At 37.9% G+C, this 13,746-nt stretch carries 18 protein-coding genes and 2 tRNA genes; 9 read left to right on the forward strand and 11 right to left on the reverse strand.

Annotation, left to right across the window (positions count from 1 at the left end; translation table 11 throughout):
* Positions 1-13 precede the first annotated feature (13 nt).
* A complete protein-coding gene (locus tag CDG55_RS14365; RefSeq protein ID WP_004665235.1) occupies positions 14-319 on the reverse strand; it encodes a DUF3861 domain-containing protein in 306 nt (101 codons plus the stop codon).
* 33 nt (positions 320-352) lie between these two features.
* Positions 353-880, reverse strand: a complete 528-nt coding sequence (locus CDG55_RS14370) for a PadR family transcriptional regulator (RefSeq protein ID WP_087536708.1) — start codon at positions 878-880, stop codon at positions 353-355.
* Positions 881-1,380: 500 nt separating this feature from the next.
* Between CDG55_RS14370 and CDG55_RS14375 the strand changes: the two genes are divergently transcribed.
* Positions 1,381-2,223: a hypothetical protein gene (locus CDG55_RS14375; protein ID WP_162620843.1), complete on the forward strand. Its 843-nt coding sequence runs from the start codon at positions 1,381-1,383 to the stop codon at positions 2,221-2,223.
* A gap of 241 nt (positions 2,224-2,464) precedes the next feature.
* On the opposite strand, the gene guaA is transcribed toward CDG55_RS14375, so the two are convergent.
* Positions 2,465-4,033 (reverse strand): glutamine-hydrolyzing GMP synthase, encoded by a 1,569-nt coding sequence (guaA, locus tag CDG55_RS14380; RefSeq protein WP_087536706.1) that lies wholly within the window; start codon positions 4,031-4,033, stop codon positions 2,465-2,467.
* 441 nt (positions 4,034-4,474) lie between these two features.
* Between guaA and CDG55_RS14395 the strand changes: the two genes are divergently transcribed.
* Positions 4,475-5,701 (forward strand): DUF445 family protein, encoded by a 1,227-nt coding sequence (locus CDG55_RS14395; RefSeq protein WP_171063521.1) that lies wholly within the window; start codon positions 4,475-4,477, stop codon positions 5,699-5,701.
* 50 nt (positions 5,702-5,751) lie between these two features.
* On the opposite strand, the gene CDG55_RS14400 is transcribed toward CDG55_RS14395, so the two are convergent.
* A complete protein-coding gene (locus CDG55_RS14400; protein ID WP_087536704.1) occupies positions 5,752-6,120 on the reverse strand; it encodes a NirD/YgiW/YdeI family stress tolerance protein in 369 nt (122 codons plus the stop codon).
* Between the two features lie 146 nt (positions 6,121-6,266).
* Entirely contained in the window at positions 6,267-6,689 is a 423-nt protein-coding gene (locus CDG55_RS14405; protein ID WP_087536703.1) for a DoxX family protein, read from the reverse strand.
* A 236-nt stretch (positions 6,690-6,925) separates the two neighbouring features.
* Here CDG55_RS14405 and CDG55_RS14410 point away from each other — a divergent pair, with 236 nt between their 5' ends.
* Entirely contained in the window at positions 6,926-7,564 is a 639-nt protein-coding gene (locus CDG55_RS14410) for a DedA family protein (RefSeq protein WP_005155341.1), read from the forward strand.
* Between the two features lies 1 nt (position 7,565).
* On the opposite strand, the gene CDG55_RS14415 is transcribed toward CDG55_RS14410, so the two are convergent.
* The 5 genes from CDG55_RS14415 to CDG55_RS14435 all read right to left on the reverse strand — a co-directional run bounded on the left by CDG55_RS14415 (position 7,566) and on the right by CDG55_RS14435 (position 10,423).
* Complete coding sequence (locus CDG55_RS14415; RefSeq protein WP_087536702.1) at positions 7,566-8,156, reverse strand: LysE family transporter; 591 nt, start codon at positions 8,154-8,156, stop codon at positions 7,566-7,568.
* 209 nt (positions 8,157-8,365) lie between these two features.
* The gene (locus CDG55_RS14420; protein WP_087536701.1) at positions 8,366-8,758 is read right to left on the reverse strand and encodes a hypothetical protein; all 393 of its coding nucleotides are present in this window, start codon (positions 8,756-8,758) and stop codon (positions 8,366-8,368) included.
* Between the two features lie 9 nt (positions 8,759-8,767).
* A complete protein-coding gene (locus CDG55_RS14425; protein WP_004665257.1) occupies positions 8,768-9,610 on the reverse strand; it encodes a ParA family protein in 843 nt (280 codons plus the stop codon).
* A gap of 102 nt (positions 9,611-9,712) precedes the next feature.
* Complete coding sequence (locus CDG55_RS14430) at positions 9,713-10,105, reverse strand: SirB2 family protein (protein WP_087536700.1); 393 nt, start codon at positions 10,103-10,105, stop codon at positions 9,713-9,715.
* Positions 10,106-10,114: 9 nt separating this feature from the next.
* On the reverse strand, positions 10,115-10,423 hold the full coding sequence (locus tag CDG55_RS14435; RefSeq protein ID WP_087536699.1) for a BolA family protein: 309 nt from the start codon (positions 10,421-10,423) through the stop codon (positions 10,115-10,117).
* Between the two features lie 189 nt (positions 10,424-10,612).
* On the opposite strand from CDG55_RS14435, the gene CDG55_RS14440 reads away from it, so the two are divergent.
* Both CDG55_RS14440 and CDG55_RS14445 read left to right on the forward strand, forming a co-directional pair.
* Positions 10,613-10,688, forward strand: a tRNA-Gly gene (locus tag CDG55_RS14440).
* 44 nt (positions 10,689-10,732) lie between these two features.
* Positions 10,733-10,808 (forward strand) — tRNA-Gly (locus CDG55_RS14445).
* Positions 10,809-11,142: 334 nt separating this feature from the next.
* Here CDG55_RS14445 and CDG55_RS14450 read toward each other — a convergent pair.
* On the reverse strand, positions 11,143-11,370 hold the full coding sequence (locus tag CDG55_RS14450; protein WP_000587224.1) for a helix-turn-helix domain-containing protein: 228 nt from the start codon (positions 11,368-11,370) through the stop codon (positions 11,143-11,145).
* A 112-nt stretch (positions 11,371-11,482) separates the two neighbouring features.
* Here CDG55_RS14450 and CDG55_RS14455 point away from each other — a divergent pair, with 112 nt between their 5' ends.
* The 4 genes from CDG55_RS14455 to CDG55_RS14470 all read left to right on the forward strand — a co-directional run bounded on the left by CDG55_RS14455 (position 11,483) and on the right by CDG55_RS14470 (position 13,745).
* Positions 11,483-11,692: a hypothetical protein gene (locus CDG55_RS14455; RefSeq protein ID WP_000122748.1), complete on the forward strand. Its 210-nt coding sequence runs from the start codon at positions 11,483-11,485 to the stop codon at positions 11,690-11,692.
* Between the two features lie 19 nt (positions 11,693-11,711).
* Complete coding sequence (locus CDG55_RS14460; RefSeq protein WP_087536698.1) at positions 11,712-12,893, forward strand: site-specific integrase; 1,182 nt, start codon at positions 11,712-11,714, stop codon at positions 12,891-12,893.
* Positions 12,886-13,137 carry a hypothetical protein gene (locus tag CDG55_RS14465; protein WP_001084945.1) on the forward strand — a complete coding sequence of 84 codons (252 nt, stop codon included), beginning with the start codon at positions 12,886-12,888 and terminating at the stop codon, positions 13,135-13,137. The genes CDG55_RS14460 and CDG55_RS14465 overlap by 8 nt, the downstream gene beginning before the upstream one ends.
* A gap of 65 nt (positions 13,138-13,202) precedes the next feature.
* The gene (locus CDG55_RS14470; protein ID WP_044431330.1) at positions 13,203-13,745 is read left to right on the forward strand and encodes a DUF1376 domain-containing protein; all 543 of its coding nucleotides are present in this window, start codon (positions 13,203-13,205) and stop codon (positions 13,743-13,745) included.
* The last annotated feature ends 1 nt before the right edge of the window (position 13,746 follow it).

The raw sequence follows: 13,746 nt of genomic DNA on the forward strand, positions 1-13,746 counted from the left end.
TTTGTCCCCATACTCATTCAGCCTGTTTCTTTACATGTTGCTTTAGATTCTTCATAAATTGACCGAACTGTGGCAAGAATTCTTCGAATAGTGGATGATCTTTATTTTCCAGCATCACTTCGCTGAAAAGTTTTAAACCCACCGCAAAAGCTTTCGTGGTTTGATCATCAAAAAATTCAGCACTATTTAAACGTTCAACGATCTGAAAAATATCATCATGATTTCCAGTATAAAATTCTAAACGTTCGGTGTAAGTTGATGCTTGCCCTTTCGCATCTTTTAAATGTTGTACGGTGACATGGTATTGATGTTGTTTCATAAGTTTTCTCTAAATTAATATTGGATAAGGTGTTTATAAACGTCCAATCGCAATTGCGGCTTGATCAATCTTTTCAGCAATTTGATAAATTTGTTCTTGCTGTAGATCGGCGATATTGAGTTTTAATCGTAATGCTGTTTTTAGATTTTCCATTGCTCGATGGATCTCTATCAGTTGATCGTTGTTATGGATTTCACGTCTAATCCGTAGTTTTTCCAATAAGGCTGTCAACATTTCTTGCTGATCTTTCAGGTACGTTTCGCCATATTCAGTGACTTGGTATTGTTTACGCTCGGCATCGAGCAAAGAAATATAATTCATTTCTTCTAAACTGGTGAGAGTTGGATAAATTGTTCCTGCACTTGGTATATAGCCATCACCCACTAACTCACTAATTCCTTTAATAATTTCATAACCATGTTTGGGATTTTGCTGAATTAAATGCAGCACTAACAGTTTCATTCGCCCTGATTCAAATAAGCGACCGCGACGACCTGAACGGTGATGCTCTCGATGATGTGTATCATGTTCATTTTCACGATGATCTGATTGATGTCTCATCTTTATTTTTCTCATATTGCACAATTTATGCATATTAAGATATATCTTAATTATTCTTACAGCAAGTTAAGATATATCTTTAATTTTTATAATTTTGATATTTAATGATTTATTAATTTTTTATAGAGAAATTTTATAAAGTTAAGTAATAAAAAAGAGCGACGGAGCGCTCTTGTTATTGGCAATAGATATTAGATATGTTTACAAAATAATCAAGTTGTTTCAAACACAACTATTCTACCTTTTATAAAATGCCAACAAAATCCTTAACAATTTAAAAAGTTTAAACTTTTTAAATTTAATTTCATATAACGCTCATTATGTTAAATGGGGACATAATCAAGTTTATAAATTGGTTTTCATATAAAATCATTAACAATCTAGATAAACCATTAATATATATGATTACATTTGGAATATTAGAACTAATCTTGGGCTCTTCAAATGATCCTGTCACTAAATCTAGTAGACGACTACTTAAAGTCCACTCGGATGGCGGAATGGAAGGTCGTTATAAACCTACAGCTGTTGGATCTCATGTATCAGGAATATTAATCTGGTTTAATTACAAATATTTTTTCCTTACAGCAAGACACTGTTTACAAAAATTTAGAGATGATATAGGCGATGAAATACAATTAAACAATTTTTATAATCATTCACCTTATTGGATTAATAAGTCAGATAGCTTTTCAGATTCACTTCTTGATTTTCTTTACGTAAGAAAAATATGGTTTATTGGAGAAATATTCAAACTAAGAGTATTTGAAACTGCTGAAGGAATTGATTTAGAAGATTTATGCTTACTAGAAATATATTACCCAATGCAGCCAGTTAAAAACTATGTGAATTTAAATAACTTAAACAATGTTGTGAAATCTAAGTCTGAAGTAAATAATAGTCTTATGGGATTTAGTGGCTATCCTGCAGAAAAAAATCCCTATTTTTGGGAGGACAATGATGTAGTTCCTATCACAGGAACTGCCACACATAGTACCTTATTTACCAGATGGTATGATTACGGCATCAATATAGGAAATAGTAATTGTATTCAGTTACTTAGACCACGTCGATTTGATTACTCAGGAATGTGTGGTGGAACTGTATTTACAATAAATGAATCGGAGATCAAATGGGCAGGAATGTATATTTCGGGTTCAGATGATAAAGCTCGATACATTCCAAGCTATTTAATTTTAGATGTAATTTTAAATTATCGAGAGTCTAGGTCCTTAACTATTGATCAGGATGCGGAAATCTGTGGTGGGGCTAATTACGTATCCAATAAAGAATATAGGAAGGCAGTTCAGAGAATGGAAAAGATGTTTAAATCTTGGATATAAGAACTTTATTAAGTAGTTTCTCTGAAATTAACATAATACGGCTTATGCGAAATTAAATTAGAGTATCTAAGGAAAATCAAGTATTTAAGATTTAATTTATCGTAAACACCAAAAAGCCGACTTTTCCAAGTCGGCTTTTTTGATCTATTTTAAAAGTTTTTCAAATACCCTAAGCCTACTGCCTCGCGCAGAGCGCTTGGCGTAAAACTGGCAAGCAGCGTTGCTGCTTGAAACCCCAGTTTTACTCCCATTCAATCGTAGCTGGTGGCTTAGATGACACGTCATATACAACACGTGAAACATCTTTGATTTCGTTCATGATACGCGTTGAGATTTTATCTACAAGATCATAAGGGAGATGTGCAAAACGCGCTGTCATAAAGTCAACTGTTTCAACCGCACGAAGCGCAATCACCCATGCATAACGGCGACCATCACCAACAACACCCACCGATTTTACAGGTTGGAATACTGCAAATGCTTGCGCAGTTTTATCATACCAACCGCTTGCACGAAGCTCTTGCATAAAGATGTCATCCGCAAGACGAAGAATATCCGCATATTCTTTTTTCACTTCACCTAAAATACGCACGCCCAAACCTGGACCTGGGAATGGGTGACGATAAAGCATTTCATGTGGTAAACCTAAAGTTGTACCTAGACGGCGTACTTCATCTTTAAACAAATCACGAATCGGCTCAACCAATTCAAAAGCTAAGTCATCTGGTAAACCGCCCACATTGTGGTGTGATTTAATCACATGTGCCTTACCATTTTTGGTTGCAGCAGATTCGATCACGTCTGGGTAAATCGTACCTTGTGCAAGGAAATTTACGCCATCAAGTTTACGTGCTTCTTCAGCAAAAACTTCGATGAATTCACGCCCAATAATTTTACGTTTTTTCTCAGGATCAACTTCACCCGCTAACGCAGTTAAGAAGCGCTGTTCAGCATCGGCACGAATCACACGGATACCCATGTTTTTCGCAAACATGTCCATCACTTGTTCACCTTCGTTTAAACGAAGTAAACCATTGTCTACAAATACGCAAGTCAACTGATCGCCAATCGCACGGTGTAAAAGTGCAGCAACAACAGAAGAATCCACACCACCAGAAAGACCTAACAGAACTTTTTGATCACCAATTTGCTCACGTAATTGTTCAACACGCAAGTCGATGATATTTTCAGAATTCCAGAGATTACGGCATCCACAAATCCCATGCACAAAGTTCGATAATAACTCTGCACCTTTCGCTGTATGGGTCACTTCAGGGTGGAATTGAACACCATAGAAACGACGTGCTTCATCACTTACCGCGGCAAATGGACAGCTTGGTGTGCTTGCAGTAACAGAGAAACCTTCAGGAATCACACTGACTTTATCGCCATGACTCATCCAAACATTAAGCTTGTCGTCACCATCATTGAGATCACCCAACAATTGATCGCGTACCAACACATCAACAGCTGCATAACCAAATTCGTGAACTGTACCTGGTTCTACTTTACCACCAAGCTGTTCAGACATGGTTTGTAAGCCATAGCAAATACCCAATACTGGTATACCAAGTTCAAATACAACTTGTGGCGCACGTGGACTACCTTCTTCATGTACGCTCTCAGGACCACCTGACAAAATAATCCCGTTCGGATTAAACGCACGAATGTCTTCTTCAGACATATCGAAAGCATACATTTCAGAATAAACACCCGCTTCACGTACGCGACGTGCAATCAGCTGGCTATATTGAGAGCCGAAATCCAAAATAAGGATACGATCTTCAGTAATTTGAGTATTGGTCGTCATGGCTAAACATTAAAGGCAAATGAATTAAGCGCCATATTCTAACATTTTTCACACTTTGGCGCACCGCAATTCATCATCTATCTTATTTTTTAGCATGTATGATCAATTACGACTGATATTTAAACTAAAATTCCCCAAGCACGTGTTGAAAAAGAGAATTAAATCAGCAATTCTTGCTGATTCCGATCAACAAAAAGCAAAAATTGGTGCTAAGATGATGAGTCGAAAATATGCATTACCACGGAAAGGTATGCAGTCGGCATCATCGTTTCCTTTTTGTGCGACTGCACTATCCTTGGAAAGAGGAAAATAAAAAGGTAACTAAAAGCCTAAAAGATATTGGCTCAGTCAATATTGTAAAATATTTCACTATCATCTATGGCTGCCCTATCACGAGCAACAATTAGGACTTGAAGGACCAATACAATAATGTTTCAAGAAATGATTGCGGATTTTCAACAGAATTTCTGGTTATATATTTCGATCCCATTTATTAGTGGCTTTATTGGCTATGTAACGAAAGTTATTGCCATTCAAATGATGTTTGCACCACTTGAATTTAAGGGACTCAGGTTATTTGGTCTTCCAATCGGATGGCAAGGCATCGTCCCGCGAAAAGCTGAAAAAATGGCGACCATAGCTGTTGAGTTAATGACCTCAAAGTTAATTCAGCCCCAAGAAATTTTTGCCAGACTGGATCCCAAGCGTATTGCTCAGGAAATTGAAAAACCGTTAATGGCCTCTGCCGAGGATATTACTCGCGAAGTTGCACAGCAATATCAGCCTGGTTTATGGGAAGGTATGCCTGAGTTCGCACGCAAGAAATTAATTAAGCGAGTTCAAGCCAAAGCCCCTGAGATTGTTGAACATATCATGGGCGAAGTGCAAAAAGATGTGATCAAATACTTTGACATCAAACACATGGTGATTAGCAATCTCCTCAAAGATAAGCGTCTTCTCAACGAAATTTTCAAAAAAGTCGGTAAGCAAGAGTTTAGATTCTTTAGTAATGTCGGCTTTGTCTTTGGTTTTGCGATCGGTGTTGTACAAATGTTGTGTTGGGTGGTCACTCAAGGAAAATATCCTTGGATGCTGCCAATGTTCGGTGGCTTTGTCGGCTTTTTCAGTGACTGGATGGCTTTACAAATGATGTTTAGACCATTGTACCCAAAGAAGATTTTGGGCTACACATGGCAAGGTTTGTTCATCAAGCGTCAAAATGAAGTCGCGGCAGACTATGCAGCGCTCATTTCTAAACAATTACTCACATCCCGTAATATGATGGAAGAGCTTTTCTCTGGAACAAATTCAGATAAAGTCATCGAACTTGTCAGTCGCCATGTCAAACAAGAAATTGACCTACAGGCAGGTATTGTTCGTCCATTGGTTGTTTATGCGATTGGTGGTGAAAAATATCAAAATCTGAAAGCAGAAGTTGCCGAACGTATTTTAAAACAACTCCCAGAGACGATGCGCTATGTAGAGTCTTATGCCGAAGATGCCATGGATGTTCGCACGACTTTAGTCGAACGAATGCAAAAATTAAGCCCTGAAGAATTTGAAGGTATGCTCCGCCCTGCATTTAAAGAAGATGAATGGTCATTGATCATTGTTGGCGCAGTACTAGGTTTCCTTGTTGGGGAAATGCAAATTCACTTTATGCTCTAAAGCAATACCATCAGAATCAAACAAGGAAGCTAAGGCTTCCTTTTTTATGCTTAATGCAAGTGTTTTTCTATTTTGATCACTTCAATGTCAGTGGGTTTATAGCGGTGGGTATCCACCTCTCCCACTAGCCGAACATGATCACCCACTTTCAAGCCTGCTTTACGCCAAATATCATCATCAACTTCAATGCCAATCGTGCCACTCTGATCTTTAAATTCGTAATGATCACTTCGCAAATGTTTCGTAATTTGGCCTGTTAAAGTAACACCCATTTCATCAGCCAGTTGAGCAATCTGATTCACCATTACCACATTTTTTGCTGCTTCTTGCACAAGCACATGATCATCTTTACCTGCCCAAGTTGATGTTGATAAGCCAATTAAAATCGCTATTCCACAAGGCATCAAGATTTGTTTCATTGAATATCTCCTCCAGTTCTTCTCTTTATTATTATCTAAACAGAGATAAGCCGTTGCTTCAGCTTCTGTTTGTAATTAAGCATCAACTTTATCTGTATAAAAACCGATCCCCACTCACTAACGTAGGGATTGTTTTTAATGGCTCATTATTTCTCAATCATATGATCTAAGCTCAAACGACCAGCACCATGCAACATTAAATAAAATAAACCACCAGACATAGCTAAGTTTTTCATAAAGTTGATTTGTTGCATTTGATCATCTGCGCCGTGGAAAATGAATGCGGTAATAATGCTAAAAATACCTAAACCAAATGCAGCTAAACGGGCTTGAAAACCAAATAACAGCGCAAGTCCACCACCAAACTCAACCAAGATCGTTACTGGTAACAATGCGGCAGGCACACCCATCGATTCCATATAACCCGCTGTAGCGCCATAAGCACTGAGCTTGCCCCATCCTGCAATAATAAAAATATAGGCCATTAGGATACGAGCAACAAGCGTAACGATATTTTCTACACCTGACTGCGTTACCATATTTTTTACGATAACATTTGGATTAAACATAATTGATTCCACACTAGTTGTTTTTTAATACAGAAACAGTTTATGTGTGTTTTATTTTGCAATAAACGTTATATTAATTAATGCATCGTTCTATATTTGCAACAAACATCATTATTCTAGATCAAAATTAATCATGTCGCTACTCAATGAATGTTACCAATTAAATTGGTTTTTATACTGACATTCTATAGTTGCACTGCTACGATTTAGCTCAAATTCATACTGTTAACAGCTTCATGGAACTTATTGATTTTATTCTGCACGTTGATGAACACCTTTTAGAATTTATTACCAATTATGGCGTATGGATTTATGCCATTTTATTTTTAATTATCTTCGTGGAAACGGGTCTCGTAGTGATGCCTTTTTTACCAGGAGATAGCTTATTATTTGCTGCGGGTGCACTAGCAGCATCAACTGGTGCGATGGATCCGTGGGTACTCGGTATTTTATTATTTATTGCCGCAGTATTAGGTGATACCGTAAATTACCATATTGGGCGTTATATCGGCCCACGTGTATTCGAAATGAATTTACGATTCATCAATCAACAACATTTACTCAAAACACAGCAGTTCTTCCAACGTCATGGCGGTAAAACCATTATTTTTGCCCGCTTTGTTCCATTTGCACGTACTTTTGCACCATTTGTGGCAGGTGCAGGCAGTATGAATTATAAATTTTTCCTCACCTATAACGTAATTGGTGCTTTTTGTTGGATCGCATCATTTATTACGTTAGGTTATATCTTTGGTAATATGCCAATCGTTAAAGATAACTTCACCCATTTAATTTTTGGCATTATTATCATCAGTATCTTGCCGGGCGTAATTGGTTTTGTTCGGCAAAAACTCAATGAGCGTAAAGCTCAATAAATTAAAATAATCGAAAAATCATAGGCAACATACAGATCAGTAATAACATTGCCGACCCTTTATATAAATGGTCGGCTGTAATTCCATTGAAACTCCCAACCAAAAGTGCTCGTCCGAAGTACATCCAAAAAATACTTACAGGGATTAAAATCACACTAAAAATCGCAAAAACCAGCACTGCATTTTCAATCGAATTCCATGTTTCAACAGGAAAAATACCTGCCGCTAAAAGCACTGTTTTTGGATTTTTTAAAGTAGCGCTAAACAATTTTGTCTTACGTATCTTCTGATGGCGTTGATCATATTTTTGCAAATGCGCACTTTTCCAAAGATGAAATGCCATCCAAAGTACCACTGCTAAACTCACCGTATGTAAAATCACATCTAAAGCTGGCCAAATCGGCTCAAAGAGATGAATAAATAATGCCCACAAACTTATGCCATATACATATCCCAACCATTCAATTGGAATGAAGATTATCGTCTTAAAAGCGCCTTGTTGATGAGTTGCACTGGCGAGCAATGCATTGGTTGGACCGGGTATTAATAACACCGCCAACATCGCCAAAACAAAAAACCAACTTTCAATCATAGACAGACCAGATGACAAAATATGCTCGTCACCTTAAACGAATTTGAAGCAAAAAAACAAATTTAGAGGAGAAAATTAGGCTATAAAAATTAAAGAAATGAATATAAATATTATTAAGATATTGTTTTATATATTTTTATCTTGAAATATTTTGCTAAAATTTAGTTATTTATCACTGTAGTAAATTACAGTGATAAATGAATTTCAACTTATGATTTTGAACGTGGCTTGACCACAATTGCACAACCTTTGAACTGTGCAGCTTGCACAATTGCATCCTGCTGACCTAATAAGTTAGCGAGCTCGGTGTTCTTGGTGTTCATCGACTGGCCCATATTTAATGAGATTGTTGGCGAAATTCCCCAACCACCGCCTCTTGCCCAACCACCACCAAGTCCAATACCGACACCAACCCCAGTACGTTTAGGTGTCTGCACACCATTATCGATGTATTGTTGAATACGATTATATTCAGCTTGCAACTGTTGGCAGTTTAAAGCTTGGTACTGAGTTGGTGAAACATAAGACGGCTTAACCGTTGATGCGCAAGCACCTAATAACATACTGAGTGCTACCACAGGCATCCAATATAAGCGTTTCATAAGATTCTCTTATTTTTTTGATTCAATCTCACCAAATAAAGTGACGTAAGCTAAGGTCAACTTATGTTCTGATGCCAAGTGAATCAAGGGTAAATTCTTTTGATGTGATTCTTTCATCAACACGGATGGCGGTAACATGCTTTCTAAAACAGGCAAACCTTCATCTTTTAATTGCTGAACCACTTCACGCGGTAACTTTGCTTGAGACTGGAATTGATTTACGACGATTCCTTCAATCTCCAAGCGATCATTATGATCATCTTGGGTTTCGAGTACATTTTCAATCAAAGTTTGTAACGCGCGTTTTGAGAAGACATCACAATCGAAAGGAATCAATACTCGGTCTGCTGAAATTAATGCTGATAATGTAAAAAAGTTAAACGCTGGAGGAGTATCAATAAAAATACGGTCATAACGCGCACTTAGTGATTGGATTGAGTCACGTAACTTATAAATTTTGTGCTTACTTTCTAATGCATGCTCCAAAGCACCAAGACTTGGACTTGCAGGAATCACATCTAAGTTTTCAAAAGATGAGCGATGAACGTAACTTTCTAAACCCTTACCACGTGGTGCTTTCAAAATGGAACCAATTGCATTACCAATCAGGCCCTTTTGCTGCGTGCTTCCCAAAATATCTTCAAAGAAATTTTCAATGTTTGGCTCTAGTGCTGCTTTGTCAGCAGAATATGTTGCATCTTCACCTAAAAGGTACTGGCTTGAATTTGCTTGTGGGTCAAGATCAATCACCAAAGTTCTTAAACCTTGCTTAGCACTAATTGCAGCTAAGTTGACTGTAATACTTGATTTCCCTACACCACCTTTTTGGTTAAATACCACACGAGTTAACATGATTTCCCTCTACAAGATTTTTGTAAACTGCACGCAGTTTAACCTAGTGCAAAAACAATTACTAAAACAATGTCAAACAATTACTAAAACAATGTCAAACAATTACGTAAAAACAGGTTTAATGATGACTAAGCCAATAATACCAACCAATGCCACTGTACCGACCAACAAACCTGCACGGCGCTGTTGTAACAACACGCTGTTATCTTTTTTATAAATTTTGATTAAAGATGACCAAAGTACAAAAAAGAGAATCACTTTGGCATAAAACCAAGGCGCAACCTCAAAGTTTTTCATCACCACTAAAATAGCACCTGTCACAATAATCAGCGTCAATGATAAATGTTGTAAGCCGACGAGTGCTTTAAATCCTTTTGGATTTGGCTGCTGATCCTGAACACCAACAAATAAAGTCGCTGCACGAAAAACAAAAGCAATAATCAGCAAACTTACAGCGGACATATGAATAATTTTGGTGAGTAAATGTGCGTCCATGATCCATCCTTAATTTTTAGGTGCGTGTGCACATTCAGGACTGGCTGGCGCTTGACCTTCCCATTCACTAGCAACGTAAGCATGAATTGCTAAAGCATGAATTTTACCAGGACTCATTAGTTCAGCAGCCACAGCATAGACTTTTTGATGACGCTGTACTAAACGTAAACCCTGAAACTCCTCACTAACCACAATCACTTTAAAATGTGATTCTTTTCCTGGGAAATAGCCTCCATGTCCAGCCGACTCATTCAGTACTTCCAAATGGGTCGGTATTAATGTTTGCAAACGCTCAATCAACTGTTGCTCTAATTTCATCAGCCACTCTATAAAGTCAGATTGTGATAGTGCCTTAGTATACATGACCCTAGATGAAGAGAAAATTTTGTACAAAATTTTGCCTTTTAACTTTTTTAATCGCAGAAATGCTTTAATTTTATGCAATTAATTAATTTATTTGCATAAAGTTGTTGACCCTTGTTTTGCTTAATGTATTATAAGCGGCACGCGGGAATAGCTCAGTTGGTAGAGCATAACCTTGCCAAGGTTGGGGTCGCGAGTTCGAGTCTCGTTTCCCGCTCCAGTTTGGTTTTTTAAGTGTAAGTTTTAGTAAAAACTGCTCAATATGCGGGAATAGCTCAGTTGGTAGAGCATAACCTTGCCAAGGTTGGGGTCGCGAGTTCGAGTCTCGTTTCCCGCTCCAAATTTAAAAGGCCCTAGTCGAAAGATTAGGGCTTTTTTCTTGTTGATTTTATTATATTTTTGAAAATTCCGCCTTCCTTTGTGATTCAATTCAATAAAAAATATTCTTAATGTAATTTGTATTTTGTGACCAAGATGTGACCATGGCGTGCCCACGACAATAAAAATGGTCTTAATTGATATCAAATGCTCTCATTTCATCACTACTTTTTAGCCCCCTCAGAGCTTTTTTGGCTGTAAAAAACACCAAACTCTTTTCAAAGCACAGTGTTTTTTACCAATCGTTCAATAATTTGTGACCATTTTACTTTTTGATGTGACCATTTGTGACCAAACTAGTCATTATCATTTTGATTATTATCAATTTTCTTAAAAATCAATAAATCACCCACTCCCACATCTAATGCAATACAAATTTTATCAATGGTTTCAAAATCAATCCGTACAGATTCATCATTATAAAGTTTGTGCAAAGTAGATTTATTAATTCCAGTACTTCTTACCAAATCAGCAACCTTAAGTTTCCTTTCTGCTAATAAAACTGCCAAGTTTGAAATAATCATAAAATTTCCTACTTAAATCATAAAAAGTACTTGCAACAACATAAAAATATGATAATTTATGTCTTAGGAATAATTTTTCCTAGTTACCTAGTAAAAAATATGAGGCTCTATTATGTCATATACCTATCTCACAGCCCAGCAACTGGCTGAAAAAATCCAGTACGACGCTCGTACTATTCGCAACCAGCTAAAGGACAGTGTCTTTATCGAAGGTGTTCACTACATCCGTCCTTTTGGTGGTCGCAAAATTCTTTTTGTTTGGGAACGCATTGAAACTGAAATGCTTAAATTCACTGGTTTAAGCATGGATGCCCTGCAATAAGGCTTAGGAGGTTTAACTGATGGCTACCATCCGAGAACGAAGTGGCAAACTGATTGCCGATTTTCGCTACATGGGCATTCGTTGCAGAGAAACAACTAGTCTTGAAGACAATGCCTATAATCGTCGTATTTTGAAAAAACGTCTCGAGCAGCTAGAGGCGGAAATTACTTTGGGAACCTTTGAATACGAAAAGTACTTTCCAAAAAGCAACCGTGTTGAGGAGTTTAAGGAAAAAAGAAGTCAGCAAATTGCTGTACAGACCAAAGTTCCTCTTTTTAAAGAGTTTACTGAATTGTGGTTAAAGCAGAAACAAGTTGAATGGAGAACCTCATACCAGCAAAAGGTTTCAATTGTGATCAAAAACTATTTGATTCCTGCTTTTGGTAATCAGGTTCTCTCGAAAATCAAGAAGTCAGACTTGCTGAACTTCCGTGCCTCTCTCGCCAAAGTGACTCACGGAAAAGATCAGACAAGTCTGAAAGCATCGAGAATCAATCAAATCATGACGCCTTTACGTATGATACTCAATGATGCGGCTGAACGATACGAGTTTGAGTCGCCTTATAAAAATATTAACAATCTGAAGGAAAGCAAGATTGAAGTCACACCTTTTTCTCTGGAAGAGGTGCATAAAATTCTTACCACAGTGCGTGAAGACTTCCGCCCCTATTACACCATTCGCTTTTTTACGGGTATGCGTACCAGTGAAATCGATGGTCTGCAATGGAAAAATATCGACTTACAGCGTCGTGAAATCCATATCAGAGAAGCGTTAGTGAATGGTGTGCTTGGCGGAACCAAAACTTATGGTTCTGACCGCACGATCCAGATGAATGACCGCGTTTACCAAGCTTTTCTGCAACAGAAAAGCTTAAATAACGGTAAATCAGAGTTTGTTTTCTGCAATCGTGATGGTGGACCTCTCGATTACCGTCTGGTGAATAAACGTGTCTGGCATCCGATCTTGCGCTTTCTAGGATTGAAGTCTAGAAGAGCCTACCAAACACGTCATACAGCAGCAACTCTATGGCTGTCAGCAGGAGAAAATCCGGAATGGATCGCACGTCAATTGGGACATTCAACGACTGAAATGCTATTCCGGGTCTATAGCCGTTACATCCCCAATGTTACGCGCCGCGATGGCAGTGCATTTGAAGCCATGCTGGAAAAACTAAATACAGAGGAGCTTGCCCATGAATAGTAAAGCTTTCTTTGGTGGTGTGGTCGTCAGCCCTGAAGCAGATATGGTCGCTCGTGAATTAATCCATGAGCTACACATTCCCAAACTGCACAATCTGGCCTTTTTGCTGGAAATCAATAAATGCTTCGATGATCACCAAGCATTAAGACTCTGGCTACAGCGAATGCTGGATGAAGGGCAAGCTCATTACGATGACTTGGCTCAACAGGCCCGTCTCCGCTTAATGAGTCTCGCTCACTCATAAAACGAACATAAAAGGTCATCAAATCGATGACCTTAGCCCCTTTATACCTATAAAAAGGTGAACATATGAATAAAGATATTTCAATTTGGATGCCACTCTATATTGGCGACCTACAGGCGAAATTTGCACGAATGACAGCAGAACAAATTGGTGCGGCACTGCTGTTAATGATGGATTTCTGGAAAAATGGTGCCATTCCTCATGATTTAGCAACAGTATGCAGCATCACGAAATTACCGCAGCACACCAAGGCTAAAACTTTGTTAAATACGCTGATGGCCCTAGAATTGTTTGAAGTCGAGTCTGAGCAGATTCATTCAAATTTCTTAAGCAGTTTAAAAAGCCAGGCATTGCAAAATCAGCAAATGAAATCTGATAAAGCTAAAAATGCAGCTCAAGCACGTTGGGGGAAATCCGCTAGTAATGCTCAAGCATCAACCAAGCAACGAAAAGTAAATGCTCAAGCAACTCCTGAGAAGAGCTCGAGTATTACTCAAGCCATGCTTGAATCATGCCCTTCATCTTCATCTTCATCTTCATCTTCATCTTCATCTTCAAATTTTGAAGAAAAAAATGAGAGTTTTTTAGAAAATTCAAAGTGGATTTAGG

Source organism: Acinetobacter sp. WCHA45 (genome assembly GCF_002165255.2).
GTDB lineage: Bacteria > Pseudomonadota > Gammaproteobacteria > Pseudomonadales > Moraxellaceae > Acinetobacter.